This window comes from Bacillus sp. T3 (genome assembly GCF_033449965.1).
Taxonomy (GTDB): Bacteria; Bacillota; Bacilli; order Bacillales; family Cytobacillaceae; genus Bacillus_BU.
Genome location: NZ_CP137761.1, coordinates 3,730,391 through 3,756,171, shown reverse-complemented (window position 1 = coordinate 3,756,171; position 25,781 = coordinate 3,730,391). Strand labels below are relative to the sequence as shown.

At 37.6% G+C, this 25,781-nt stretch carries 25 protein-coding genes and 3 pseudogenes; 19 read left to right on the top strand and 9 right to left on the bottom strand.

Annotated elements, in window-relative coordinates; all coding sequences use genetic code 11:
- The first annotated feature begins 110 nt into the window (after positions 1-110).
- The 8 genes and pseudogenes from RGF10_RS19195 (at position 111) to RGF10_RS19160 (ending at position 7,506) form a co-directional block, all read left to right on the top strand.
- Positions 111-767 (top strand): hypothetical protein, encoded by a 657-nt coding sequence (locus tag RGF10_RS19195; RefSeq protein WP_318505028.1) that lies wholly within the window; start codon positions 111-113, stop codon positions 765-767.
- A 321-nt stretch (positions 768-1,088) separates the two neighbouring features.
- Positions 1,089-2,141, top strand: a complete 1,053-nt coding sequence (locus RGF10_RS19190; protein WP_318505027.1) for a DUF3231 family protein — start codon at positions 1,089-1,091, stop codon at positions 2,139-2,141.
- Between the two features lie 174 nt (positions 2,142-2,315).
- Positions 2,316-2,630 carry a metal-sulfur cluster assembly factor gene (locus RGF10_RS19185; protein ID WP_318505026.1) on the top strand — a complete coding sequence of 105 codons (315 nt, stop codon included), beginning with the start codon at positions 2,316-2,318 and terminating at the stop codon, positions 2,628-2,630.
- A gap of 238 nt (positions 2,631-2,868) precedes the next feature.
- Positions 2,869-3,186: a hypothetical protein gene (locus tag RGF10_RS19180; RefSeq protein WP_318505025.1), complete on the top strand. Its 318-nt coding sequence runs from the start codon at positions 2,869-2,871 to the stop codon at positions 3,184-3,186.
- Positions 3,187-3,309: 123 nt separating this feature from the next.
- Positions 3,310-4,891, top strand: a pseudogene (locus tag RGF10_RS19175) (peptide chain release factor 3).
- 199 nt (positions 4,892-5,090) lie between these two features.
- Complete coding sequence (locus RGF10_RS19170; protein ID WP_318505024.1) at positions 5,091-5,561, top strand: hypothetical protein; 471 nt, start codon at positions 5,091-5,093, stop codon at positions 5,559-5,561.
- Between the two features lie 158 nt (positions 5,562-5,719).
- Positions 5,720-6,478, top strand: coding sequence for an RNA polymerase sigma factor SigI (gene sigI, locus RGF10_RS19165; RefSeq protein ID WP_318505023.1), 759 nt, complete (start codon positions 5,720-5,722; stop codon positions 6,476-6,478).
- On the top strand, positions 6,475-7,506 hold the full coding sequence (locus RGF10_RS19160; protein WP_318505022.1) for an anti-sigma factor domain-containing protein: 1,032 nt from the start codon (positions 6,475-6,477) through the stop codon (positions 7,504-7,506). The genes sigI and RGF10_RS19160 overlap by 4 nt, the downstream gene beginning before the upstream one ends.
- Positions 7,507-7,604: 98 nt before the next feature.
- Here RGF10_RS19160 and RGF10_RS19155 read toward each other — a convergent pair whose 3' ends face one another.
- The 5 genes from RGF10_RS19155 to RGF10_RS19135 form a co-directional block, all read right to left on the bottom strand.
- Entirely contained in the window at positions 7,605-7,802 is a 198-nt protein-coding gene (locus RGF10_RS19155; protein WP_318505021.1) for an alpha/beta-type small acid-soluble spore protein, read from the bottom strand.
- 164 nt (positions 7,803-7,966) lie between these two features.
- Positions 7,967-9,307, bottom strand: a complete 1,341-nt coding sequence (locus RGF10_RS19150; protein WP_318505020.1) for a (Fe-S)-binding protein — start codon at positions 9,305-9,307, stop codon at positions 7,967-7,969.
- Positions 9,304-10,716: a glycolate oxidase subunit GlcD gene (gene glcD / locus RGF10_RS19145; protein ID WP_318505019.1), complete on the bottom strand. Its 1,413-nt coding sequence runs from the start codon at positions 10,714-10,716 to the stop codon at positions 9,304-9,306. The genes RGF10_RS19150 and glcD overlap by 4 nt, the downstream gene beginning before the upstream one ends.
- Before the next feature lie 129 nt (positions 10,717-10,845).
- The gene (locus RGF10_RS19140) at positions 10,846-11,970 is read right to left on the bottom strand and encodes a CdaR family transcriptional regulator (protein ID WP_318505018.1); all 1,125 of its coding nucleotides are present in this window, start codon (positions 11,968-11,970) and stop codon (positions 10,846-10,848) included.
- A gap of 145 nt (positions 11,971-12,115) precedes the next feature.
- The gene (locus RGF10_RS19135) at positions 12,116-12,457 is read right to left on the bottom strand and encodes a DUF3905 domain-containing protein (protein ID WP_318505017.1); all 342 of its coding nucleotides are present in this window, start codon (positions 12,455-12,457) and stop codon (positions 12,116-12,118) included.
- A 150-nt stretch (positions 12,458-12,607) separates the two neighbouring features.
- On the opposite strand from RGF10_RS19135, the gene RGF10_RS19130 reads away from it, so the two are divergent.
- The gene (locus RGF10_RS19130; RefSeq protein WP_318505016.1) at positions 12,608-12,793 is read left to right on the top strand and encodes a hypothetical protein; all 186 of its coding nucleotides are present in this window, start codon (positions 12,608-12,610) and stop codon (positions 12,791-12,793) included.
- Complete coding sequence (locus RGF10_RS19125; RefSeq protein ID WP_318505015.1) at positions 12,774-12,923, top strand: hypothetical protein; 150 nt, start codon at positions 12,774-12,776, stop codon at positions 12,921-12,923. Before RGF10_RS19130 ends, RGF10_RS19125 begins: the two co-directional genes overlap by 20 nt.
- Positions 12,924-13,256: 333 nt before the next feature.
- Here RGF10_RS19125 and RGF10_RS19120 read toward each other — a convergent pair.
- Both RGF10_RS19120 and RGF10_RS19115 read right to left on the bottom strand, forming a co-directional pair.
- Positions 13,257-14,997, bottom strand: a pseudogene (locus RGF10_RS19120) (B12-binding domain-containing radical SAM protein).
- Between the two features lie 140 nt (positions 14,998-15,137).
- Positions 15,138-16,833, bottom strand: a pseudogene (locus RGF10_RS19115) (L-lactate permease).
- A gap of 340 nt (positions 16,834-17,173) precedes the next feature.
- On the opposite strand from RGF10_RS19115, the gene RGF10_RS19110 reads away from it, so the two are divergent.
- The 9 genes from RGF10_RS19110 (at position 17,174) to RGF10_RS19075 (ending at position 23,724) form a co-directional block, all read left to right on the top strand.
- Positions 17,174-17,905 carry a FadR/GntR family transcriptional regulator gene (locus tag RGF10_RS19110; protein WP_318505014.1) on the top strand — a complete coding sequence of 244 codons (732 nt, stop codon included), beginning with the start codon at positions 17,174-17,176 and terminating at the stop codon, positions 17,903-17,905.
- Positions 17,906-18,093: 188 nt separating this feature from the next.
- The gene (locus RGF10_RS19105; RefSeq protein WP_318505013.1) at positions 18,094-18,810 is read left to right on the top strand and encodes a (Fe-S)-binding protein; all 717 of its coding nucleotides are present in this window, start codon (positions 18,094-18,096) and stop codon (positions 18,808-18,810) included.
- Positions 18,811-18,890: 80 nt separating this feature from the next.
- Positions 18,891-20,318 carry a LutB/LldF family L-lactate oxidation iron-sulfur protein gene (locus RGF10_RS19100; RefSeq protein WP_318505012.1) on the top strand — a complete coding sequence of 476 codons (1,428 nt, stop codon included), beginning with the start codon at positions 18,891-18,893 and terminating at the stop codon, positions 20,316-20,318.
- Entirely contained in the window at positions 20,318-21,037 is a 720-nt protein-coding gene (locus RGF10_RS19095; protein WP_318505011.1) for a LutC/YkgG family protein, read from the top strand. Before RGF10_RS19100 ends, RGF10_RS19095 begins: the two co-directional genes overlap by 1 nt.
- A gap of 177 nt (positions 21,038-21,214) precedes the next feature.
- Positions 21,215-21,700, top strand: a complete 486-nt coding sequence (locus RGF10_RS19090) for a hypothetical protein (protein ID WP_318505010.1) — start codon at positions 21,215-21,217, stop codon at positions 21,698-21,700.
- The gene (locus tag RGF10_RS23960; protein ID WP_412176643.1) at positions 21,642-21,887 is read left to right on the top strand and encodes a copper amine oxidase N-terminal domain-containing protein; all 246 of its coding nucleotides are present in this window, start codon (positions 21,642-21,644) and stop codon (positions 21,885-21,887) included. Before RGF10_RS19090 ends, RGF10_RS23960 begins: the two co-directional genes overlap by 59 nt.
- A gap of 93 nt (positions 21,888-21,980) precedes the next feature.
- Complete coding sequence (locus tag RGF10_RS19085; protein WP_318505009.1) at positions 21,981-22,250, top strand: hypothetical protein; 270 nt, start codon at positions 21,981-21,983, stop codon at positions 22,248-22,250.
- Positions 22,225-23,142: an FAD:protein FMN transferase gene (locus RGF10_RS19080; protein WP_318505008.1), complete on the top strand. Its 918-nt coding sequence runs from the start codon at positions 22,225-22,227 to the stop codon at positions 23,140-23,142. The genes RGF10_RS19085 and RGF10_RS19080 overlap by 26 nt, the downstream gene beginning before the upstream one ends.
- Before the next feature lie 12 nt (positions 23,143-23,154).
- Positions 23,155-23,724 carry a ferric reductase-like transmembrane domain-containing protein gene (locus RGF10_RS19075; RefSeq protein WP_318505007.1) on the top strand — a complete coding sequence of 190 codons (570 nt, stop codon included), beginning with the start codon at positions 23,155-23,157 and terminating at the stop codon, positions 23,722-23,724.
- A gap of 70 nt (positions 23,725-23,794) precedes the next feature.
- Here the strand turns inward: RGF10_RS19075 and RGF10_RS19070 are convergent, their stop codons facing one another.
- Positions 23,795-25,036, bottom strand: a complete 1,242-nt coding sequence (locus RGF10_RS19070) for a sensor histidine kinase (protein WP_318505006.1) — start codon at positions 25,034-25,036, stop codon at positions 23,795-23,797.
- On the bottom strand, positions 25,029-25,706 hold the full coding sequence (locus RGF10_RS19065; protein ID WP_318505005.1) for a response regulator transcription factor: 678 nt from the start codon (positions 25,704-25,706) through the stop codon (positions 25,029-25,031). The genes RGF10_RS19070 and RGF10_RS19065 overlap by 8 nt, the downstream gene beginning before the upstream one ends.
- Positions 25,707-25,781 lie beyond the last annotated feature (75 nt).

The following is a 25,781-nucleotide window of genomic DNA, read 5'->3' as shown; positions in this document are numbered from 1 at the left end:
CCATATGAGGGCATAATTATGTCCTCAAAATTTTAAGGAACTTATAAACTCCTAAACCATAAAGCTGTACAATAGAAAGATATGAAATATCTTCTAGGAGCGATCTAACAATGGATAAAAAAGAGCATGCATTATTGACACATTACCTTCGCAAATTAAACAACCATACCTTTGATGAAAAGGATATATATGCTTTTATTTTGCTTTTGAAAAAACAAAACAGAGATGTCCGTTGGTTAAATGAAATGGCAGATTTTGTGGTGAAGCGAGAACAATATACAGGATTGATAAAAGATTACCTTTTCGAGATTCGAAAAAGGTTTGCAAGCATGGGACAGACAAAAGCTACCATTCGGATTCAAGATGTTTTCTCATTTAAAGAAATAAGAAATGGCTTAAACAAAGTATTGGCAGAATGCCAGTGCGAGGAGTTATCGAATGAGGAAATAAATGATTTTGTTGTCTGCTTAATTTCGATTCTACAGCAGATTACCATCACGGATGAACACGGCAAGGAAATAGGGAAATTATTTTTAGCCATTTCTAATAAACAGGTCATTTTAATGGCTGAGCTTGGAGTTTCACAAAATTTATTCAAACAAACAAATGTTGTTTTTCCAGTGTTAACGGCCAATAATCGCTACATAGATATAAAAAAACAGGATCAATACGATACTCCATACCTGTTTGCAGATGATGCAGTCGAAGTAATCAGACAGGAAGGAAGATTAGTAATGAACATTCTTGCAGAAGTTCTGCAAGATTAAATTAACACCAGTACAGTTGTTCGTTTTATTTTTTTTGCTGTGTTAAAGCTTTTGTTGATTTCGGCACAAAGTTGATTGGAGCGGAAGGTGCTCGACTCCTGCGGGAGCAGCGGGCCAGGTGAGACCCCGCAGGCGTATAACGCCGAGGATGCTCAGCGCCCGCCCCGCGCGGCGCTGAGCATCTGGAGAGGAAATCAACATTCTAATTAGAGCCTTTTTTTGATAGTCATAAATACAGAAGTGATTGAGATAAGTAATTTTTTGCATGATATATATGATAAATGTTCATGCTAAAAGAAAAAATGTAATGGGGTTTTTTCTATGGACACGATTAAACCAATAAAAATTCATGCAAGGGACGCAAATCTGGCTGTTTCAAAAGAACCTTTATCTGCAGCAGAAGTAGGAAAGCTTTGGGCTACCTATATGGGAAATACCATGGCGAAGCAAGTTCTTAAGTTCTTTCTTCATCATTGTGAGGATTCTAAAATAAAAAAAGTAGTTGAAAATGCACTTAACTTAAGTGAAGGAATAGTATCTAGAATTGAAGAATTGTTTCGGAGTGAGCAATTTCCAACTCCGGTTGGCTTTACCGAAGATGATCTCAATCTAGATGCACCACGACTTTTTGTTGATGATTTTTATTTGCATTACTTAAAATATGCAGGAAAAGCAGGGCTCACCCTTTATGGGATTGCTGTACCGCTTATGACAAGATTAGATGTACGAGAGTTTTATTCCAATGTGATTGAATTAACCGTAAAACTTATAAATCAAGTCAATGATATCTTTATGGATAAGGGCTTAATGATGAAGATCCCAACAATACCGATTCCCGAAAAAGTTGATTTTGTTAAAAAGCAAAACTACTTAAACGGTTTTTTGGGAGATATAAGACCGCTACATGGTTTAGAGGTTGCTCATCTATTCGATAATATCGAAAATAATGCAACAAGCAAGGCGGTCTTAACCGGTTTTTATCAAGTCGCTAAAAATGATGATGTAAGAAAGTACTTTCATAAAGGGAAGGATCTAACGGTGAGTCATATCGAGCATTTTGAACAAATCCTTCATAAGGATGATATGCCAGCGCCCTCCTTTTTGGATCATTTGGTTACAACGTCAACGATTGCCCCATTTTCGGATAAATTGATGATGTTTCATAAGATTGATATGTTTTCAATGAGAATTCGCGCCTACGGAAATTCCTTATCAGTCAACGGAAGAAAGGACTTAGGTGTAGACTACAGTCGGTTTTTGGCGGAAGTCGGTCTATATGTTAAGGAAGGTGCTGAAATTTTTATTGACCATGGATGGATGGAGCAACCACCAGAAGTGGCAGACCGTGACCATCTGTCATCTCAAGAAAAGTAAGCTAGAAAGGGGAAACTGCCAAGTGATTGGCAGTTTTTTAATGTGCTTTTTAATGCAATCAGAGTGATAATTATCACTACGAACAACCCTCAATAGGATTATCATGAAACTAGTTAAAAACATGTATTGCACCTTTTTATGACATATATTATTTATACAGAAAGAAGGATTAAAATGTCAGAAAAACTAGTGGAAAAGATCTATGAGGTTCTTGAGGAAGTGTTAGATCCCGAGCTGGGCATTGATATTGTGAATTTAGGTTTAGTATATGAGGTAAAGGTTTCCGAAGAACTGGATGTAGAAATCCTAATGACGATGACATCAATGGGCTGTCCACTTGCAGGGCAAATTGTAAGTGATGTGAAAATAAAACTTTCCGAAGTACTTAAAGAGCTACGGAATATTGATGTTCAAATCGTATGGAGTCCAGCCTGGACAAAAGACAAAATGTCTCGATATGCAAAAATTGCCCTTGGTGTTCGAGATTAAGGTAAAAAATCGGAGCATTCTTGCACGGTGTTGAGTACCTGGATCGGAACCAATAAACAAGTGTAAAATGAACTTCTAAAAAGAACCTATTTCATTCATAATAAATTTGTACTAAAATAGTATAGTGAAGTGGTCAAATAGTACTACCTATTTGACCATATTCTTATATTTTTGAAAACGATTTACTTTTTAACATGCTGTGTTTTGACCGCCATGAGAATGGAAATGGAGGAATAATATGTTTTGGAAGAAAGTTGATGGGATTAATCTTTGGAAGGTAAACCGAATTTTTAATAAGCTCGCCCTTTCTAAAGCCTATCTGGAAGAAAAGCTTAATAACGGAATGGTCGTAATTGAATTAGCTCCTAAGAAAACGAAAGAATTAACGAATAAAGCGATGCAACGTGAAATAGAGGAGAATGTGCGGAAATCTGAAGGCTTTGAAGTGTTCCGCCTAAGTTTATTAGAGGATTGTGAGCCCGTCTATAAAGAGAAAGTCACAATGTATGGTGTCTCAAGATGGATAGAGATACCTTTAGATTACAGTTTAAACTAATCTGTCCAATGGACAGGTTCTTTTTTTGCAGAATAATAATGTAAGATTGCAAACTTGGTACATCAACGTTAAGATTGAGATTATGGGAATTATTTTGACGGTTAATAAAGAGAGGAATTATAAATGAATAAAAAATTTACAGATGAAGTTTTATCACGCAAAACGTTTGCGATTATTTCTCACCCAGAATGCCGGGAAAACAACCCTTACAGAGAAACTGCTATTGTTCGGTGGTGCTATCCGTGATGCAGGTACTGTTAAGGCAAAGAAAACAGGGAAATTTGCCACAAGTGACTGGATGGAAATTGAAAAGCAACGTGGAATTTCCGTTACTTCGAGTGTCATGCAATTTGATTATTTAGGGTACAGAGTTAATATTTTGGATACTCCAGGACACCAAGATTTCAGTGAAGACACGTATCGGACCTTAATGGCAGTTGATAGTGCTGTGATGATTGTTGACTCAGCAAAAGGGATCGAAGACCAAACCATTAAGTTGTTTAAAGTGTGCCGAATGAGGGGATTCCCATCTTCACGTTTATCAACAAATTGGACCGACAAGGTAAAATGCCTCTTGAGCTACTTGCAGAGCTGGAAGAAGTATTAGGCATTGAATCTTATCCGATGAACTGGCCGATTGGTATGGGTAAGGAATTTTTAGGGATTTATGATCGTTTCTATAACCGAATTGAACAATTTCCAGGTCGGCGAGGAAGAACGTTATATCGGTTTAAATGATGATGGTGAAATTGAAGGTGAACATCCATTAAAGCAATCTGGACTATATGATCAAACACTCGAAGAAATTATGCTTTTAAATGAGGCTGGGAATGACTTTTCGCCAGAGCGCGTAAAGGATGGCACACTCACACCTGTCTTTTTCGGTAGTGCTTTGACGAATTTCGGGGTCCAAACGTTTTTGGAAACGTATTTGAAGTTTGCACCAGCACCACAGCCGAGACAATCATCAGTTGGTGAAATTAATCCTTTATCAGAAGATTTCTCTGGCTTTATTTTTAAAATTCAAGCAAACATGAATCCAGCCCACCAGGACCGGATTGCCTTTTTAAGAATTTGTTCAGGAAAATTCGATCGGGGCATGTCTGTTTCATTAGCCCGAACAGGGAAACCAATCAAGCTTTCATCATCAACTCAATTTATGGCTGATGACCGTAGCACTGTTGATGAGGCAGTAAGTGGCGACATTATTGGCCTTTATGATACTGGAACATACCAGATAGGAGATACCCTTGTAGGTGGAAAAGATCAGTTCGAATATGAACGCCTTCCGCAATTCACCCCTGAACTATATGTTAGAGTTAGCGCCAAAAACGTCATGAAGCAAAAGTCCTTCCATAAAGGGATTCAACAGCTTGTACAAGAGGGTGCAATTCAGTTATTTAAAACGTTAAAAACAGATGATTATTTACTTGGTGCAGTCGGTCAACTCCAATTTGAAGTATTTGAACACCGCATGAAGAACGAATATAATGCCGAGGTAATCATGGAGCGGTTAGGGTCTAAGGTTGCACGATGGGTTGAAAATGATCAAGTGAATGATAACTTATCGAGCTCTAGAAGTCTTCTTTGTGTCGACCGTTTCGATAATAAGGTTTTCTTATTTGAAAATGAATTTGCTCTTCGGTGGTTCCAAGATAAAAACCCAGAAGTAAAGCTATATAACCCGATGGATTCAGAACAATAATGGAAGAAAGTTGCCTGCTACTGGTAATCAGTAGTGGGCTTTTTATTATTTATAAATAATTTTTCGTTATATTATTTACATTATTTGTATACGCTAACGTTAGTTACAAAGTGGAGGTAGTCGGTATGTTACGAATTAAAAAGAGTGTTTTTTCTTTTACGATTAAGACTGGATTTTGTAACACGTCCGTTAAAGTAATATGAAAAAACAAGGTAAATTAGAGGCAGTACTTTGGAATGTTGCGATGCCGGGCTTTAGTCAGCTGCTCAGTGGCCAGTTTTTAAAAGGTATTTTTCTTGTTCTATCAGAAATGATAATAAACTTAAATAGTCATTTTAATTTAGCGATTATGTATAGCTTTCTTTGGGAAATTGAAAAAGCTAGTCAATCAGTTAATTACCAGTGGTTAATGTTCTATCCGTGTTTCTACATGTTTTCACTCTGGGATGCGTATAGATATTCGATGCCCGAAACGGAAAAGAGATCTTATCTTCCGTTTGTTTTTGGTGCATTTACTGTGACGGTTGGTTTAATGCTTTCACCTAAGCTTAAATTATTTGGTACTACATTAGGACCTGTATTTCTTCCTATTTTGTTCTTACTACCTGGATTATTGATTGGCTTTTTAATTCGTTCTCTAATATTACGTTACGAACATTCAACAAAATGAAATAAATAAATTTGAAAAAAATTTATTTTTCACTCCCCCATAAATGAACCGAGCTGTTACGTACTCTTTATTAGAAGAAAAAATATTATATTTTGCCATCTTTGACCCATTCAATTCACAAAATAGGAACGTATGTTATAATTGGTGGGGTCAGAGAGGTGAGATCATTGTTTGGATTAATATTCATCAAGAAAAAGAAGAAAATCTCGTTAGAGGAAACTGTTGCTCTAATTCAACAAGGTGATCAGACCCTGCAGAATGAACTTATTGAATCCTACAAACCATTTATCGCAAAAACTGTCTCAACTGTTTGCAAGCGATATATACATGAATCAGACGATGAATTTAGCATTGGTCTCATTGCTTTTAATGAATCAATCGAAAAATTTAGCCCTGAAAGAGGGAAATCGTTACTAAGTTTTGCAGAGGTTATCATTAAGAGAAGAGTCATTGACTTTATTCGGAAAAATATTAAAGAAAATAATTTAAGACTAGACACTGGAATAGACTTTCAAAGTGATGAACCTATTATTGGAATGTCGATTGAGAATGAGCTTTCGATTGAACAGCACAACAAAGAAATTGAAGAAGTACAACGCAGGGAAGAGATCTTCCTCTTTCAACAAAAGCTACAATCTTTTGGCCTAACCTTTCAAGAGATTATTGAGCAATCACCAAAACATGCAGATGCAAGAAAAAACGCAATGGCCATTGCGAAAATGATTGTTGACAATAAAGAGCTTTTATCTTATCTATACGAGAAAAAACGACTACCAATTAAGGAATTAGAAAAAACAGCCCATACTAGCAGAAAAACCATTGAGCGAAATCGAAAATATATTATTGCGATTACGATCATTCTAACTGAAGAATTCCACTTTTTAAGAGATTACATTAAAGGGGTGATAGATGATTGAAAACTGGAATCATAATGCAAATAGATGAACATTTTTTAACGTTATTAACCCCAGATGGGCAATTTCTTCGGGCTCGAAATGAGGAATCTGCTTATCTAATTGGACAAGAGATTCAATTTATCCCAATGGAAGCGGTAGATTGGAAATCACGAAAATGGTATCATTCAGTGAAAATGAAGACTTTTGTAGCTGCAGCATTAGTCATGATTTTTGGAACTGGGGCTCTTATCCCGTTTTATCAAAGCAATCAGGTATATGCCTATATGTCCCTTGATGATGGCTCAAGCATAGAATTAGAGGTAAATAAAGACCTTGAGGTTATCGGAATCGTTCCCTATAATAAACAAGGTGAAAAAATTGTTGAATCTATAGGTGAGTGGAAGAAGAAGGATGTATCAACTATTTCAGGAAAAATTGTAACCGAAATGAAAAAGCAAGCGGTCGGAGACGGTGAAATTGTTCTTTGCTCAACTATTATGGGTGAGGAGAATAAAGAAACAGATAAAGCATACAAACAAAAAATGTCGGATATTCAAACGTCGGCCAAGAATAATCATTCGACATTGGTAGTCGTTGAAGGAACAGAAAATGAGAGAAACAAGGCCAAAAATCAAGGAGTCACTCTTGGTCAAATTAAAGAAAATGAATCAGCTAAAAATGAAAATCAGTTAAAAAATACTGATTCTACATCTAAACCAAAACAGAAGAAGAATGAGCAGAAAAATACAACCGTACCTAATAATGAACCAGAAACAGAATCGAAATTAGAATCAGAAAATCCACCAGCTAATCAAAACAACCAAACGGTTGATAATGTGGACCCTACACAACACTCAAACAAAAATGCTGATTCAGAGCTAAACGGAAACCAGAATCAATCTAAATATAATCAACAGCATTGGAAAGAAACGCAACGTCAAGAGACAAGTAAAAAAGATACTACAACTCAGTCCACTACTAATAATAGTAATCAGAATAACAATAAAACAGTAAATAAGGACATTAAAGACCGAACGCCAAATAAATAGTCACGGTCGATTGTTTAAAATTGAGATTGATGTGAAAGAAACCATAAAAAGTTCGGAATAGTCCGGACTTTTTTGTGCCAAAATATTGAGTATGAAGTTTATTTCCCGCCAGATAATTGAGCTTGTGCTTGTTTGACAAGACGTTTTGTGATTTCTCCACCAACCGAACCGTTTGCTCTAGAAACGGTATCTGATCCTAATGTCACTCCAAATTCCTGGGCAATCTCATATTTTACCTGGTCTAAAAATTGCTCTACACCAGGTACTAGTAGTTTATTACTGTTATTTCGAGACATCTTATTCAGCTCCTAACTTAGTTTACAGAGACTACCTCTGTATAGATAGTGTGCGGAATGTAAAATAATTAATGCATGGTAATGCTTATCGTGGATGGTTGGGAATTCCAATCAAAAAACCAAAGCCTCGGTTTCAGAGGCTTTGGCAGTATCGTAATATGATGTTATTGTTTATTTGCTTGAGCGTACTCGAATGCTTCTAACAATAGATCGACGATGTGAACGCCACGAGAAGTTTTGCTTAACCCTTCGCGCTCTATACCTAGCTTCATTTGCAATAAACAGCCAGGATTGGAGGTTGCAATCGTCGTTGCCTGAGTATCGCGAACACGATCCATCTTGTAATCAAGGAACTTCATCGACATTTCCGATTGAATGATGTTATAAATACCTGCAGAACCACAGCATCGATCAGCTTCCACCATTTCATGGTAGTCAACGCCTTTAATAGCTTTCAGCAATATGCGTGGATATTGAGATGCTTTCATAACATTTTTTAAGTGACAGGAATCTTGATACGTAATCACCTGATATGGCAAACGAAGCTCACGTTTATGAAAATCAAGTGCCACAAGAATTTCTCCGACATCCTTTAATTTATTAACAAAATCAACAGCGCGTTCCGCAAATTCTGGGTCATCATGCAACACATGATCATACTCGATTAGGAATGCACCACAACCACCGGCATTGGTGATGATATAGTCGACATTTAAGTCTTCAAAAGCTTTAATATTTTTTCGCGCCATTTCTTTTGAATTATCTTTTTCCCCATAGTGACCATGGAGAGCCCCACAGCATGCTTGATCTTCAGGAATGACGATTTCACAGCCAGCATGCTGTAACAGAGTGATGGTTGATTTATTTGTTTCATAGAACATCGTATCCATTAAGCAGCCAGTAAAGAAGGCGACACGTTTTTTTTGTGTGCCAATTGGCGCATGAAGATTTGGGCGACTGAGCATCTCTTTACGAGTTGCAATTTTTGGAAGAACCCGTTCCATTGTTGCAATCGTATCAGGGAATAACTTCATCACTCCAACTGAACGAGCTACAGTTTGCAAGCCAGAACGTTGGTAGAAGCCAATTAAATTAACAAGAGTTCTCATGTTATTTTGCTTAGGGAAAAGATGGCCAAACACAACTTTTCGAACTACTTTCACTGGTGCTGAGTAACTCTTGTTTTGTGCAATACAATCACGAGCTTGTTCTAGTAAGTGGCTGTAGTTAACGCCTGAAGGACATACGACTTCACAAGCGCGGCATCCTAAACATAGGTTCATTGATTTTTCAAAGTCCTCATCTGGCTCAATTAATCCGTCAACAACGGCTTTCATTAGAGCAATTCGACCCCTTGGAGAGTGAGACTCTTGGTATCCGGATTCGATATAGGTTGGACAAGCTGGTAAACAAAAACCGCATCTCATACAGTTTAAGAGATCATCTTCATTCATTTGCTCTTTAAATTTTTGTTGGATGATTTCTTGTTCTTTTACAGTTGTCATTTTGAGATCACCACACGTTTTCTGCTATTTTCCAAGAAGATTTTACCTGGATTTAAGATGTTGTTGGGATCTAATGCATCCTTCACAGCCTTCATGGCTACAAGTCCTTCTTTACCAACCTTTAACTCGAGGTAAGGAGCTTTTTCAGTACCGATTCCATGCTCACCAGAAATAGTACCACCAAGGCTAACTGCAGCTTCAAAGATTTCTGCGAATGCTTTTTCAACGCGATGCATTTCTTCTTTATTACGAGCATCAGTTGGACAGGTTGGATGAAGGTTGCCATCTCCAGCATGACCGAACGTACAAATTTTAACATTATATTTTTTGGCAATGTCATTGATTGCTTTAACTAAATTGGCTACTTGAGATCTTGGTACAGTTGCATCTTCAAGAATAGTTGTTGGCGCTAAACGTGCTAACGCAGATAATGCCGTACGGCGAGCAGTAGCAAGTTTATCTGCTTCATCGTTATCTTTGGCAACTTGTACTGATGTTGCATTTTCACTTTTGCAAATCTCTGCGATTTTCTCCATATCTCTATCAACTACTTCAGCCGGTCCATCCTGTTCGATAAGGAGTACGGCTTCAACATCGGTTGGAAGTCCGATTTTCACATAATCTTCAACTACTTCCAGGGTGGCCTTGTCAAGGAATTCCAAAGTTGTTGGGATAATTTTTGCTGCAATAATTTTTGAAACGGTTTTTGCTGCTGATTCAACATCTTGGTATAACGCTAATGCAGTCTTCTTCGTTTCTGGTTTTGGAACAAGCTTCAGAATTGCTTCTGTAATAATACCGAGTGTTCCTTCAGAACCAACCATTAGACGTGTAAAATCGTAACCCGCAACGTCTTTAGCTAATTTCCCACCAGTACGGATAATGTCGCCATTTGCTAATACTACTTCTAGACCAATTACATAATCACGAGTAACACCGTACTTTAATCCGCGAAGTCCACCTGCATTTTCAGCAATGTTTCCAACGATAGTCGAAACCTTTACTGTACCTGGATCTGGTGGATAGAACAATCCTTTCGCTTCGACTGTTTTAATTATATCCATCGTGATTACACCAGGCTCAACCGTAATGGTTAGATTTTCTAAATCAAAATCGATAATTTTATTCATATGTTTAAATAACATTACAACTCCTGCCTGAGTTGGTGTGCACCCACCACAAAGATTAGTTCCTGTGCCACGTGCATAGATCGGAATTGAATGTTCATTACAAATTTTCACAATTTCAGAAACTTCTTTTGTATTACGTGGACAAATGACTGCATCAGGCATGGCCTGTTTATTTGGTGTTGAATCGTAAGAATATGAGAGCCTGCCTACCTTTGAATCATCATAGTTTTCTTGTCCGACAATAGAAATAAACTTTTTTGCTACATCATTAGATATCATGTTGATTCCCCCATGTAATTATTAAGCGCTTACAAAAACCCCCGTAGTTATAAGCGATAATCATTTTACTACAATAAGTATAAAAAAAAGCACAGTGTTTTTCTATGGATGAAACAACAAAAAAAGACCTTATTTAGGTCTCCTTTTTGTTGTTTCGTCTAAAAGTTGTAAACTTAGGAATAAGATGAGTAAATCATTAATATTTGACGGGTCAAGGCGTGTCAGTTCGTAAACCTTTTTTAGCCGATAATGGAGTGTATTGATGTGAACATGGAGTGAGGCTGCAGTTTTTTTTAGTGAATGATTATTTTCGAATAACTTTTTTAAAGTATGTATCAATTCTTCTTCATTTGTGATCTGACCAATTGTTCGTTCGAGAAAGACTTGCTTCGTTTCATGTTTCACTTCATCAAAAATCATTTCAATTGTTAAATCCTCATCAAAAATAATATTTGAATGTTGGTCAATGGATCTTAACGCACGTTCTGCCTGGTTGTATGAAAGAATCATTTCTTTGGAGGAAACAATTTGACCAATCCCAATCGATAGTTGCGAATTCAAATTTTCTTCTAGAAAGTTTTGAAAGGAGGTGACATAATTTAAAATTTGGTCGCGGTTTTCTTGTTGGGAGGTTTCTCTAAGCACGAGAACCCGATTATTTCCCCAACGGATTAATATATCACCGTTTTTTGCATTATTCCATTTAGAAAAGGAACTGTATATATCGCGTGGGAGAAGATGCTCAAACTGATGGATATCAATCATAATCGCTTGTCTATTCGTCGTTAAATCAACATTTAGTAGCTTCGCCTGATTCAAAAAGACAAAATCCCAGTCACGGTTTTGTAGCCAGTCAAAAACAAAAGCCTCTAGCGTTCTAGATTGCAACTCAAGCTGTTGTGAATAATAATTTTCGCTGACAAGCATTTCTGTCATTTTTCGAATAATTTCCCCAAAGGGGGATACCTTAGCCGGATCACCTGTTATACCAATGACACCGATTACATCTCGACGAAAAAAAACAGGAAGATTGATCCCAGCCCGGACCCCAATCAATTTTCTTTCATCCTTCTCTAAAATAATAATCCGATCTTTTTTTTCAACAGCTAAAAGAGCACCTTGATGGAAATTTCCAATCCGGTCTTGATCAGTACTAGCAATAATAATCCCTTCTGTATTGACAATAATAATGTCTTCCCCAATTAGCTTTTTAACATCTTTAACAATCTTTTCAGCAATTCCTGGAGAGAGCATAATGTCGAATCCCCCACTTTAATCAAGTATGTATAGTTAATTATAGAAGAATTTTTTGAGAATTGCTTCTTATTTCACCATTTATCCATAATTGAAATGGGGAAAATATTACCCGTAGAAACCTACGGGTGTGGGGAAAAGGTGCTTAATCCTTACCATGGCTTACATCCTTGGTTGGGTGCATAAAAGGCACTTGTGGGGTTCGCTTTTGTTCGAGTAAATCACGATTTTCTGAAGTATTCCAACCAATATCATTAGTGGGATGAACCCATTCTTCACCAGCCATAATCGCTGGATCTGTATCCTTTGTCCAATTTTCAAGCGGTGAATTGGCCGAATTGTAAAGGCTGTCTCCAATGACTACGCCATGTGAATTAACAAATGGTGGTTGCATTTTTATCCCTGTTCCCTTAAAGCTTGGTGCATTGACTTGGTGTGGTAGCGTTTCTTCTATACTAATGTCCTCAGGTTTTGATTTATCAGTCAACTTTTTCAGCCCCTTTTTTCTTTATTTTTTGCTCTAGTTCCTTTTTTATGAGTGGACAGTAATGGCTATATGTGGCAACAAAGCAATGCATGGTTTTAGTCATAATGTAAAAAATATTGATGAACATGATTTAATTAACAGGAGGTCAACATGGCTAAACGGAAAGCAAAATTTGATACGGTTGAAAAATATAGTAAGACACCACATAAAAATATTCAGGAATCTGAGTTCTCAGCTGAATTTGAAGCTGGTGAAAACCCAATGAAGGGTGCAAATCGCAATTCAAAGCAGGGGAGAAAGGGTAAAGGGAAGCACAATGAAAGACCGATTGAGTAAAAATAATAATAAAGATACGACGGCAAATGTTGAATTTGGAATTGAATTCGGTGATATAAATGGAGCAAAGTTAGTCGAATATCCATTTATGAATCAGGATCAACAAATAAAAAAGAAGAAAAAGAAATAAGAAAAGCGGAAGGCGCCCGCCTATCGGCGACAAGCACAAGACGAGCCGGCCGAAAGGTTGTTCTTTGACCTTTTTGGCCGGATTGTTCGAAAAGCGGAGGCGGCTCGCACAGGGGCGACAGGCATAAGACGAGCCAGTCGGAAGGTTGCTTTTGACCTTCTGGCTGGATTGGCTTATGACCCCGAGCCCCTAGCCGCTGAAGCTAGACAGGCTTGTGACCTCGAGCCGATGGCGCCTGAAGCTAGACACCCATCAAAATTATATACTTTCTTTACTTTTAATAAACAAGGAACAGCCAATTTCACCAAAATTTGGTGATTAGGCTGTTCCTTGCTATTTTAAAGTAAATAAATGTGCTTTCGTTGTTTCTGGCTTGTAGTAGGACAAAAGTTTATAATGACCTTCATGAATTTCCCCTGTTTCAAGGAATGCTTCTAAATCAAAATGAAGCTTCTCCATCATCGTCAGCTTGTACAGCTCCTTTTCGGATAACTGTAAAGATACAAAATTAGAACCGAGCAGCTCAGGATTAGACAAAATCAATTGATAGGCATGCGTAATCTCCTGTTTTGTCAGTCGATCCTCCCACCATGGTTTTCGAGGTTTATATTTTTGGTTTCGCAAATAGTCATATTTCATCATTCCTTCGATAATCAACAGGTCTGATAGATTTTGCTCTTGAAGAAATTGGTAAAGGCGTCTAAATAAATCCTCTAATTGGTGCCCGATTCTTGCCCATCCTTGCAGATCCCAATACGTTCCAAACTGCTGGAAAAAGTCAAATGGTGTAGGGAATACGTTTGATACTAAGTACTCAATCGTTGTATCCATACGGTGATCGTTCCAATATTTTTCAAGTACATCCTCAACTTGCTTTATTTTAATGATATCGTTGAAGGAAAGAACATTATTTCCTAATATTTCATATGGTGGATAGTCCATATAAATGTATTGATATTTGTCGGCATCTCGTCTGACACCTGTACCATGGAGCATTTTAAGAAAGCCAAGCTGTAGCTCCTCAGGGCGAAGAGCAAATACGTCATTAAACGTCTTACGGAAGCTATCATAGTCTTCCTCAGGTAGTCCTGGCAATTAAGTCTAAATGCTGATCAATTTTTCCGCCTTCCTTAATCATAGTTACGGTGCGAGTGAGCTTTTCAAAATTTTGTTTCCGATTAACAAGTTCATTGGTTAAATCATTCGTAGACTGAACTCCGATCTCGAAACGGAATAAACCTGGTGGCGCCGTTTCATTAAGAAATTGAATCACCTCAGGGCGCATAATGTCAGCTGTAATTTCAAATTGAAAAACTGTTCCAGGTGCGTGTTCGTCAATCAAAAACTGGAAGATGTCCATCGCATAGCTTCTGCTAATATTGAAGGTTCGATCAAGAAATTTAATTGTTTTTGCTCCATTGTCCATTAAATAACGAAGGTCTTCTTTAATTTTTTCCCGATCAAAATAACGGACGCCGACCTCGATCGAAGACAAACAGAACTGACAGCTAAATGGACAGCCGCGACTAGTTTCAATATAGGTTACCCGTTTTGAAAGATTAGGGAGGTCCTCTTTAAAGCGGAAAGGTGAAGGGAGGTCACGAAGGTCTATTTTGTTTATCTGCATGTTAACCTTAATTGCTTCTCCTTTTCGGTAAGCAATCCCTGGAACAGTTTCAAAATCAAGCGATTGATCAATGTGTTGAAGCAATTGTTTGAAGGTCGCTTCGCCCTCACCTGTGACAATAAAATCAAATTCGGGAACTCGCTTCATCCGATCCTCAACATCGTAGGAAACCTCAGGACCACCCATAACGATCACGATGTTTGGATTGATCTTTTTGATCATTTGAATGACCTTTATTGTCTCTTCGATATTCCAAATATAACAGCTAAATCCAATTATCTTGGGGTTTTTTTGAAGCAAATCGGTAACAATACTTAAAGTAGGATCCTTGATTGTATATTCGGGTATATCAATCATGTACTCAGGCTCACAATAAGCTTTTAAATATCGAATCGCTAAATTCGTATGGATGAATTTCGCGTTAAGAGTAGTACAAATTATGTTCATGCTACTGACTCCTTTAAAAAATAATAAACTTTCTAAACCTTAGTAATTATAGTCCAGTATGAACGAAAATAATAGAAGGAAAACGCACTGTAATAAAAAAAGCATTTCCCATAAGGAAAATGCTTTTTGAAATTAATAGATTAAGGAATCATGAAAGAGAAAAATGTATGTTGTAAGAATGTCATAACGCAAATGATCAAGACTAGGAAGAAGCTGTATTTAAGTGTGAATCGTAATAATTCACTTTCTTTACCCGCTAATCCTACTGCCGCACACGCTACTGCGATTGATTGTGGAGAAATCATTTTACCAGTTACTCCACCTGAAGAGTTCGCAGCAATTGCAAGGATAGGATTCATCCCAACAGATTCAGCTGTAATTTTTTGCAGATTACCAAATAGTAAGTTTGCAGAAGTATCAGAACCTGTAATAAATACTCCAAGCCATCCAAGTAATGGCGAGAAGAATGGGAATAGTGATCCTGTTTTTGCTAATGACATACCAAGAGTTGTACTCATACCTGACGCATTTGTTACATAAGCGAAACCTACAACCGATGCAATTGTGACAATTGGGAATTTCATTTCATTTAAAGTTTCACCAAATGTAATAACCCAATTTTTCCAAGTGATACCTGTAATGAATTTTGTGATTACACATGCAATTAGAATCGCTGTTCCTGCAGCTGCTAAAATTTCTAACTTATAAACTGCTGGAACTGGCACGCCAGCCGTGTTGATAATTTTGTTATTTAATCCAGGAACTTCAGGCATGAAAGTTAAGGCATGTCCGATAGAGTTAACCACTTTTAAAAGAGCGTTTGTTCCTTCATAGTGACCGGCTGAAGGCTAGTTTTATTGCCGGTATACCCCAAATCGAGATAATACCAGTTAATACAATAAATGGAGACCATGCTTTGAAAATTTGTCCGCCAGAATAAGAAACTTCCTTTTCAGAACCTTGCTTGGCAGTAGCACTTGTGGCCGCCATTTCTTGTTCTGCAGAGAAGCGGTAAATTGTTTTCGGCTTCCAGAACTGTAGGAAAATCGCTAATGCGAATAGAGAGATTAATGCTGATAGAATATCTGGAAGCTCAGGTCCTAAGAAGTTTGAGCTTAAGTATTGTGTAATCGCAAATGCAAAACCTGAAACTAAAATCGCTGGTAGTACTTCCATTGTACGTTTGAAACCAGTCATAATGAACACTAAGAAAAATGGAATGAATGCTGATAAGAATGGTAGTTGTCGCCCAACCATTTTTGAAATTTCCATTGCTGGAATTCCTGTTGGTCCTTCAACTGCAATGATAGGAATACCGATTGCACCGAAAGCAACAGGTGCTGTATTTGCAATTAAACATAATCCGGCTGCATATAGTGGGTTAAAGCCTAAACCTACTAACAGTGCTGCAGAAATCGCAACGGGTGCACCAAAGCCAGCCGCACCTTCAAGGAATGCTCCAAATGAGAACGCTATCAAAAGTGCTTGCAAACGGCGGTCTTCCGTGATAGAAAGAACTGAACTTCGGATAATATCAAATTGGCCAGTTTTTACTGTAATTTGATAAAGGAATACAGAAGTGATGATAATCCAGCCGATAGGGATAATCCCGTAAACGGCACCTTGTGACGCTGACATTACTGCCATACCTGCTGGCATTTTGAAGAAGAAAACTGCAACGACGATTGATACTAACAGAGTTGTTATCCCTGCAATATAGCCTTTCATTCGCTTGATCGCAAGTGCCCAGAAAAAGTACAAAATTGGAATAAGTGCTACAACTGCGGACCAAAGAAGGCTATTTCCTACAGCGGTAAAGTTTTGTGTGAATGTCATGATACTCCCCCAAGTATTCAGATTAGTTGCTGTTTTAAATTTACCCCGTAAATTAAAAACGTTTAAAACCCTTTCACACCTCCCGATTACGCAGTAAACGCTTACAACACAGTGTAAACGCTTTCGAAAAATAAGAAACTTTATTTCTAGTCCAAAGCTATTATTCTATTGGACTATTTAAGCAGAATTATATTGTTATTTTATTAGAAAAACAATATCTTTGTTAAAAATTTTTGTGGAAAAATTTTTAGACACTCCAAAACGGGTCCGCTATAATGGATTTTACAAAGGGAAAATATTATTAAAAGGGGTTTAATCCATTAAGAGGGCAGGGGTTTTCTTGCAATACAAGCCGATTAAGTCATTGAAAATATATGAAGAGGTCACAGAAGCATTATTAGACATGATCCGAAAAGGGAAGTTGAAACCAGGTGATAAATTAGACTCGGTACACCAATTGGCAGAAAAATTTCAGGTTGGCCGCTCGGCAGTTAGAGAAGCCCTGACCGCTTTAAAAGCGATGGGCCTTATCGTAATGAAACAAGGGGAAGGAACGTATGTCTGCGAATTTGAACCGGGTCAAGTGACGTCCACATTATCGACTGCTATCCTCATGAACAAAGAGGATGTAAGAAATCTCCTTGAAATAAGAAAAATTATCGAAGCAGGTACTGTAGCCGCAGCGGCTAATAAAGCAACGGATGAAGATTTGGGACTTATTGCTCATGCGTTACTAGAAATGAGGAATAATCTTGGAGATGAGGAGCTTGGTGAAAAGGCTGATTTTAAATTTCATATGGCAATTGCCCAAGCATCAAGAAATCCTTTACTTGCACGGTTAATGGAGCATGTTTCTGTGATGATTGTGGATGCCATGAGAGAAACACGCCGATTGATGTTGTACTCTGATCAGAAGACAATGGAACAACTATACGAAGAGCATCAACTGATTTTCCATGCCATTCAAGCAAAAGACGAAGATAGAGCAAGGCTTGCCATGTTAACGCATTTAGATAATTTACTACCAGTCATTGAAAATAGCACGGATCAATTTCAACTAATTGAAAAATAAATAAGTGGAAAAAGCCTACAAAGCTAAGTTTTATAAAAATTTGGCGGATATTTTTGAAAACACTTTCAAAAACTTGTTAAAGTATAGTAATATATTTTTTAAATGTTACAAATATAAGCGAGGTCATCAGATGACCCGTTAAGCTGGTCTTTTGATGAATTGATATTCCTAAAAAGGAGAGAACAAAAATGAAAGTAACCCTGTTTGCAACATGCTTAGTGGATTTGTTCCGAAGCAATGTTGGGAAAGCCACTGTTGAACTACTTGAACACTTAGGGTGTGAAATTGATTTTCCAGAATCACAAGTCTGCTGTGGCCAGCCAGCTTATAACAGTGGATATGTAGAAGAGACAAAAGAAGCAATGAAAAAGATGATTGAAACCTTTGAACATGCAGAGGTAGTTGTATCTCCATCTGGATCATGTGCCTACATGTTTTCTGAGTATCCACATATTTTTAAGGGAGATCCTGTTTGGGAGCCAAGAGCTAGGAAGCTTGCCAACAAAACCTATGAACTCACACAATTTATCGTTGAGGTGTTAGGCATTGAGGATGTGGGGGCGCGCTTTGATGCTACTGCTACATATCATACTTCATGTCATATGACGAGATTACTAGGGGTTAAAGAGCCTCCTATGATCCTTCTTAAAAATGTTAAAGGATTAAAGTTCACGGAGCTTCCTGGTAAAGAATATTGCTGTGGCTTTGGGGGTACTTTTGCAGTGAAAATGCAGCATATTTCAGAGCAAATTGTGGATGAAAAGGTTCGCCACGTTGAAGAAACAGGGGCAGAATATTTAATTGGTGCCGACGAAGGGTGCTTACTGAATATCAGGGGTAGAATTGATCGTGTAGGGAAGCCCATAAAAGTATTGCATATTGCCGAAGTATTAAACATGCGATAAAAAATGGATTTTCACCTTTGGGGTTTGTGAATTTCTAAGTAGCAAAGACTAACTTTATTGTTAGAATGGGGGCAAAACAAATGGCAATGAAAATTGGCGAGGACAAGCTAAAGGATCGGCTGGATAGAGGAATTAATGATTCCTTTATGCGTGGGGCTGTTTCAAACGCTCAGGATAGTATGGGAGTTCGCCGTACTAATGCTGCACAAACGCTCGGTAACTGGGAACAGTGGAGAGCGCTTGGCGAAGAAATGCGTCAGCACGTTCTCGAAAACCTTGACTACTATTTATATCAATTAAGCGAAAATGTAACAAAAAGAGGCGGACATGTCTTTTTTGCCCAAACAGCGAAAGAAGCGAATGACTATATTCGCAATGTAGTGGTAAGTAAAAATGCCAAGAAAGTCGTAAAAGCAAAGTCAATGGTAACCGAAGAAATCGGTTTGAATAAAACATTGGAGGACGCTGGTTGTTCAGTTGTTGAAACAGACTTAGGGGAATATATTCTCCAAGTGGATGACCATGATCCACCATCCCATATTGTTGTACCTGCATTGCATAAAAATAAAGGTCAAATCCGAGATGTATTTACAGATAAATTAGGTTATACGGGAACCGACAAGCCAGAAGAGCTTGCCTTACATGCCCGTAAAATGTTACGTGAAGAGTATTTAACAGCAGATATCGGTATTACGGGCTGTAACTTTGCAGTTGCAGAAACAGGTTCGATTAGTTTGGTTACAAACGAAGGGAATGCCGATTTAGTGACAGCTCTTCCAAAAACACAAATTACAGTAATGGGGATGGAACGTCTTGTTCCTACCTTTGAAGAATTAGATGTCCTTGTAGGATTACTAACCCGTAGTTCAGTTGGGCAAAAACTTACAAGTTACATTACTGTTCAAACTGGTCCTCGTAGTGAAGGGGAAATAGATGGACCAGAAGAATTCCACTTAGTCATTGTAGATAATGGTCGTTCCGACATTCTTGGCGGTGAATTTCAATCTGTTTTACAATGTATCCGTTGTGCAGCGTGTATCAATGTCTGCCCGGTATACCGACAAGTCGGAGGACATTCATATAACTCCATTTATTCTGGACCAATTGGTGCCGTTTTAACTCCACTTATTGGCGGGTATGATGATTTTAAAGAGCTTCCGTACATGACAACACTTTGTGGTGCATGTACCGATGTATGTCCGGTGAAAATTCCGCTTCATGAACTGCTTCATAAACATCGAAGAGTGATTGTTGAACAAGAAGGACGTGCACCGTTTGCTGAAAAAGTGTTAATGAAAGCATTTGGTTTTGGGGCATCGAGCCCGGCACTTTATCGATTTGGTACAAAATTTGCGCCAGCAGCAATGAATCCATTTACGGTTGGCGAGAAAATATCAAGCGGTCCTGGACCATTAAAGGCCTGGACAGAAATGCGTGATTTTCCTGCACCAAATAAAGAGCGCTTCCGTGATTGGTGGAAAAATAGGGAAAAGGGAGGAAACGCATAATGCAGGGCACTATTCATAACCGTGATGCGTTCTTACAAACTATCTCAAAACGCCTTGGCCGTGAAAAAATCAATACAGTTGTTGAGCGTCCAACATATAAGCATAACCCACAAGTGAATGTGTTCAAAGGAGCAACACAGGATCAATTAGTAGATATATTAAAAGAACAATGTAAAAACATTCATACGACAGTTGTGTTAGCTTCGAAAAACGACCTTGCTGAAAAACTGAAAGAAATCGTGAATAATTTTGGTGGCGGGCCAATTTCTGCTTGGGACGATGTCCGCTTTTCTGAATACGGGCTCGACTCACTACTTAAGCAGGAGTGGCCAGAAGCTGATGTAGAGGTTAACTTATGGAATCCGTCAAAAGGAAAAGAGAATATTGAACAGGCAGAAAAAGCCAATATCGGTATTACTGTAAGTGATATTACTCTTGCAGAATCTGGAACGGTGGTATTGCTAAGTGATAAGGAAAAGGGTAGAACTGTTAGCTTCTTACCTGTCAATTCGATCATGATTGTTCCGAAAAGCAGTATTGTTCCAAGGATGACCCAGGCCGCAAAAATTCTGCGTGAAAAAGTTAAAAATGGTGAGCAGGTACCTTCTTGTATTAATTTCATTTCTGGACCAAGTAACTCAGCGGACATTGAGCTAAATCTTGTTGTAGGGGTTCATGGACCTGTTCGAGCAACCTATATCATCGTAGAAGATATTTAATATTTAATCATAAAAAGCCATTAGAATCATTGATTGATTCTAGTGGCTTTTTCTATGTTAATCACAGTCGACCGCAATCCTCGTAATAAAAATTTTACAGATTCAATTTCCTTTTCAGTTTTTTTCCAGAATCTTTGTTTAGACTGACACCATAATCAGATCGAAGGTGGGAGAAAAATGAAAAAGAGGGTCAAATGGTTTAGTTTTATTGTCATCATCATGATTTCGTTCTTTTCAGCGGGAGTTGGTGTTCTTGCTGATGATGATGATGATGAAAGATATGAAAATCGTGGTTTCAACGAGGAACACGAAGGCAGTCAACAACGTGGATATGAAGAAGATGATGATGATGAGTATGGAGAGGAAGAGTATGAAGAAGAGGGGGGCTACTCTGATGGTTACGATAATCAACAAGCTGTAACAACCCAAAGCGGATTTTGGAATTTTTGGATTAGAGAAGCGATTTCTTCACAGGATACCAATTTACCGATACAAGAGCCTGGTGACGTGGCGGTTAAGGTAAATGGTGTTTCAGTAGGTTCTATTCATGTTGTCCCTCAGGATGGGCAACTCTTAGTACCTGGGCGAACAAGTAGCCAAGCTTTTGAATGCCAAAACGAATTTCTATCCAAAAAGTCGTATTTTGTCTATTTCGAAAAATAAAACGGAATTAATCGTAAGAGCAGGATCAAACGCTGCTTATGAAAACAAAAATAAGACTCCCATGCCAATTCAGGCACAGTACATTGAAACAGCACTTTACATTCCGGTAAGTGTAGTAGCCAATTCTTTAGGATATAGAGTTTCATGGAATGAAACAGAACAGTCTCTGATTTTGGAGAATATATGATCATTTGGCTATGTTGAAGCACATTCTATGTTGATTAAAGCGGAAATCAGAAGGTCAGTTTAAAACAGCCAATAATAATACGAGGTGAAACAAATGAAAGGTTCAACAAAATCAAAATGGGTAGTTGGGATTGCCGGTACAGCCTTTACTGCATTTGTGTTAAGTCAACTTGGAGGTGGAGGCAACGAAGCGAATGTAAATTCATTTAATACGGATTCATTAAAAATTGACTCCAAGGTTTATGCATCTATGGACAATAAAGAAAAAGAGTTAGTTCAATTAGATTGGTCAGACTTTTCGATTAACGAAAGTAATACAAATGTGGGAGCCGGTCAAAGTGATCGTAATACAAGAAGATCCTAATTCGCTAAATGAACTAGCATTTAAGGCGATGAATACAGATTTTTTCGTAGAAATTTCCAATAGTACGATTTCCAATTGGAAAGAGCACATTCTAGGTTGGTTTGAGTATGTCGACAGGGAATGGTCCAGATTTAATCATGATAATGAATTGGCCCAACTTAACGGACTAAAGATAGGTCAACAAATCTCACTGTCTCCCCCTTTATTTGATGTATTACAGAAGGCTGATCACTATCGTATGACAACCGAAGGTTTATTTTCACCCTATTTAATGAACTGTCTTAACTACCACGGATATAATCAAACATTTCCTTTTGTGAAGGCCGAAGTGGAATCTCGACAGGATCATAGCATGGTAAAGGGCTGCCCATTTAAATTCGATTCAGAGCAATCAACGGTTACGAGGATAGCAAATGGGCAAGTGGAACTTGGAGGAATAGGGAAAGGGTATGCTGTAGAGTCGGCGATGGTTTGGTTAAAGAAATTTGCGAATGCAGAGAGCGGCATCGTTGATGGTGGTGGAGACATTTCCGTTTGGTCGGGAGGTATTAAAGAGTGGAAAATTGGAATCTCTGATCCTTTTAATCCGAACAAGGAATTAAGACAAATCTCTTTAAAAAATGGAAGTATCGCTACTTCCAATATAATTTATCGAAGCTGGCAGCAAGGGGAACAGCGGAAGCATCATATCCTAAATGGAAAAACAGGCCAGCCGGTTAATACAGAAATTATTCAAGCGACCGTTATCACGACTAACTGCTTAGATGCAGAAGTAGGTGCTAAACTTTGCTTTATGGAAAAAGGACCAAAACTGATCAAACTATTAGAAGAAATTAACCCTAATTATAAATTTGTACTGGTTGATCGTGACAGGACTTTAATTATTAGTTAAGGAAGGGATAAAATGGAAAACGAATTATTTTCAACCTGGAATTTGATTAGGGTCTCTGGATTATTAAGTTACTTTTTATTAACAATGTCATTAGCATTTGGTTTTTTACAATCCTTCCAGAGTTTAAAAAGGAAAAAGCCGGTATTTCTATTGATTCATCAAAATAGCGGCTGGATTGGATTATTAGTCATTGTGTTTCATATGATGTTGTTATTTTGGGACCAATATGTGCATTACCCTGTTTTAAGTATTCTCGTGCCGTTTAATTCAGAACATGAACCCTTTTATTCTGGCTTAGGAACGATTTCATTTTATCTTTTTCTCATGATCATTGGATCTTCGGACTTTTTTATGAAAAAATTAGGTCGAATTGTCTGGAAAAAGATCCATCTGTTGGCTATTCCGGCATGGATCTTAATGGCTATACATGGCTTTATGATTGGGAGTGATTCATCTAAAGGCTGGGCGCAACTGATCTATATCGTTTCGGTTTCGATTATTATGGTTCTTGGTGTTGCAAGAGGAATGGAATCCGTTGCTTTACCACAACACAAAAGCCCACAGAAAAAAACACAAATATAAATTAATAAACGAAGTCCTTAAAATGAAACCCTGAATCGATTATTCTGATACAGGGTTTCATTTGCTTTGCTTATTTATTTTTAAATGTAATAATGAATTTTGTTCCTTTTCCAGGTTCACTTTTTACCTTTATTTGACCGTTGTGAGCTGAAACAATGGATTGTGCTATTGATAGTCCTAAACCGGAACCGTCCCTTACTCTCGAAGTATCTCCCCTGTAAAAACGATCGAAGATATGAGGGAGATCATCGGAGTGAATTCCGATTCCTGTATCTTCTACAGTCATCTCAATTCTATCAGCTAGTTTTTTCAATCCAACGGTGACACTACCATTCGTAGTATAACGAAAAGCATTATCTAGAAGGATGTATAATAATTGTTGAATCCGTGCTTCATCACCACAATATTGTACGTTATCGTCGATAAAAGCTTGGAACTCTATCTTTTCGGAAACAGTCCGTGAGACTTTATCTTCTAGCGAATGGAGAAGCTTTGATAAATTGAAATCTTTTTTGTCTATTTTTAATTGTTGATTATCACTTCTTGCCAAAAATAATAAATCACTTATTAATTTATTCATTAACTCCGTCTCAGATTTTACATCCTGAAGGACTTCTTGCCCGAAAGAACTTAAATGCTCTTTTTCTTCGCGCATGAGTAAATCGATTGAACTATAAAATATACTAAGTGGAGTTCGCAATTCATGTGATGCATCAGAAACAAATTTACGCTGTGAATCAAGTGCTTTTCGAATCGGTTTAATCGCTTGCCCAGCAAAATAATAGCCAAGGAAGGCAAATAGCATGCTAAATATGATGGTTAAACCAATCAAAATCCAAGTCAAGTTTTGAATGAGATGTTTATCGTTTGTGATATTCATTCCGATATAAACGAAACCATTTATATTATTTTCAAACGATATCGTTTGCTTTACCAACATAAAGTGCTGGTCATTCCATTCACCTTTGAGGACATCTGAGTCTGACATCCTGTTTTTGGATTGAATAATCTGGATTTGTTCAGAGAGGCCTTCCATTGATTCCTCTCCGTACAAAAGCTGATTGGATTCCGAGAATACATAGAAAAATATTCTTTTATGAGGATCAATGTCCAAGTTCCGATCATCTTCATCAAAAAAATCTTCAATGATTTCATGGCTTTCCTTATTGTAAAAACTCCTTAATTCTTCTTCAGCCTTCCATTCGACCTGGTGTGAAATCAATAAATAAAGCACCACAATAAACAACAGTAAGAAAAACAACAATGAAAAGGTGTATAGAAGTGTTAATTTCTTCTTAACATCTTTAAACATCTTTATCCCTCACCATATAACCAATCCCTCTTACAGTTTGGATCAATGAGGGGGCATCGTGCGAATCAATTTTTTTCCTCAATAGTTTAATCATAGAATCTAATGCATTTTCGGAAACGTAAGTGTCAAAGCCCCAAATTTTTTCAAATAAGATTTCTCTGGGAATCACTTGATTTTTATTTCTTAATAATAATTCAAGTAAGTGATACTCTTTTTTTGATAGGTCAATTGGCTTATGATTTTTTGTAGCAAGGTGGTTCGTCAAATTAAGGCAAAGGTCCCCTACCTCGACAATATCTTCAATCACTTTTTCTTTTCGGCGTGAAACAGCTCTAATGCGTGCTAGGAGTTCTTCAAATTCAAACGGTTTGATAATATAATCATCTGCCCCAGAATCCAAACCAAGAACCATATCTTCAATGGCATCTCTAGCAGTAATAAATAAGATTCCTCCCTTATAACCTTTGTTTCTAAGCTCTTTACAAATTTCAATTCCACTTTTATCAGGCATCATCCAATCTAGAAGTAGAACATCATACTCTGATAATCTTGCATAATCGTAAGCTTCTTTTCCATTTTTTACCCAATCAACAAGATGAAGCTCTTTTTTTAACATATGATGGATTAGTTTACCAAGGCGTTCATCATCTTCCGCAAGTAGAATATTCAAATGACATCACCCGTTTTTATTTCTATCATACCAATTTAATCTGGCAAAAATATGAAAAAACGAAACGGAGATAAA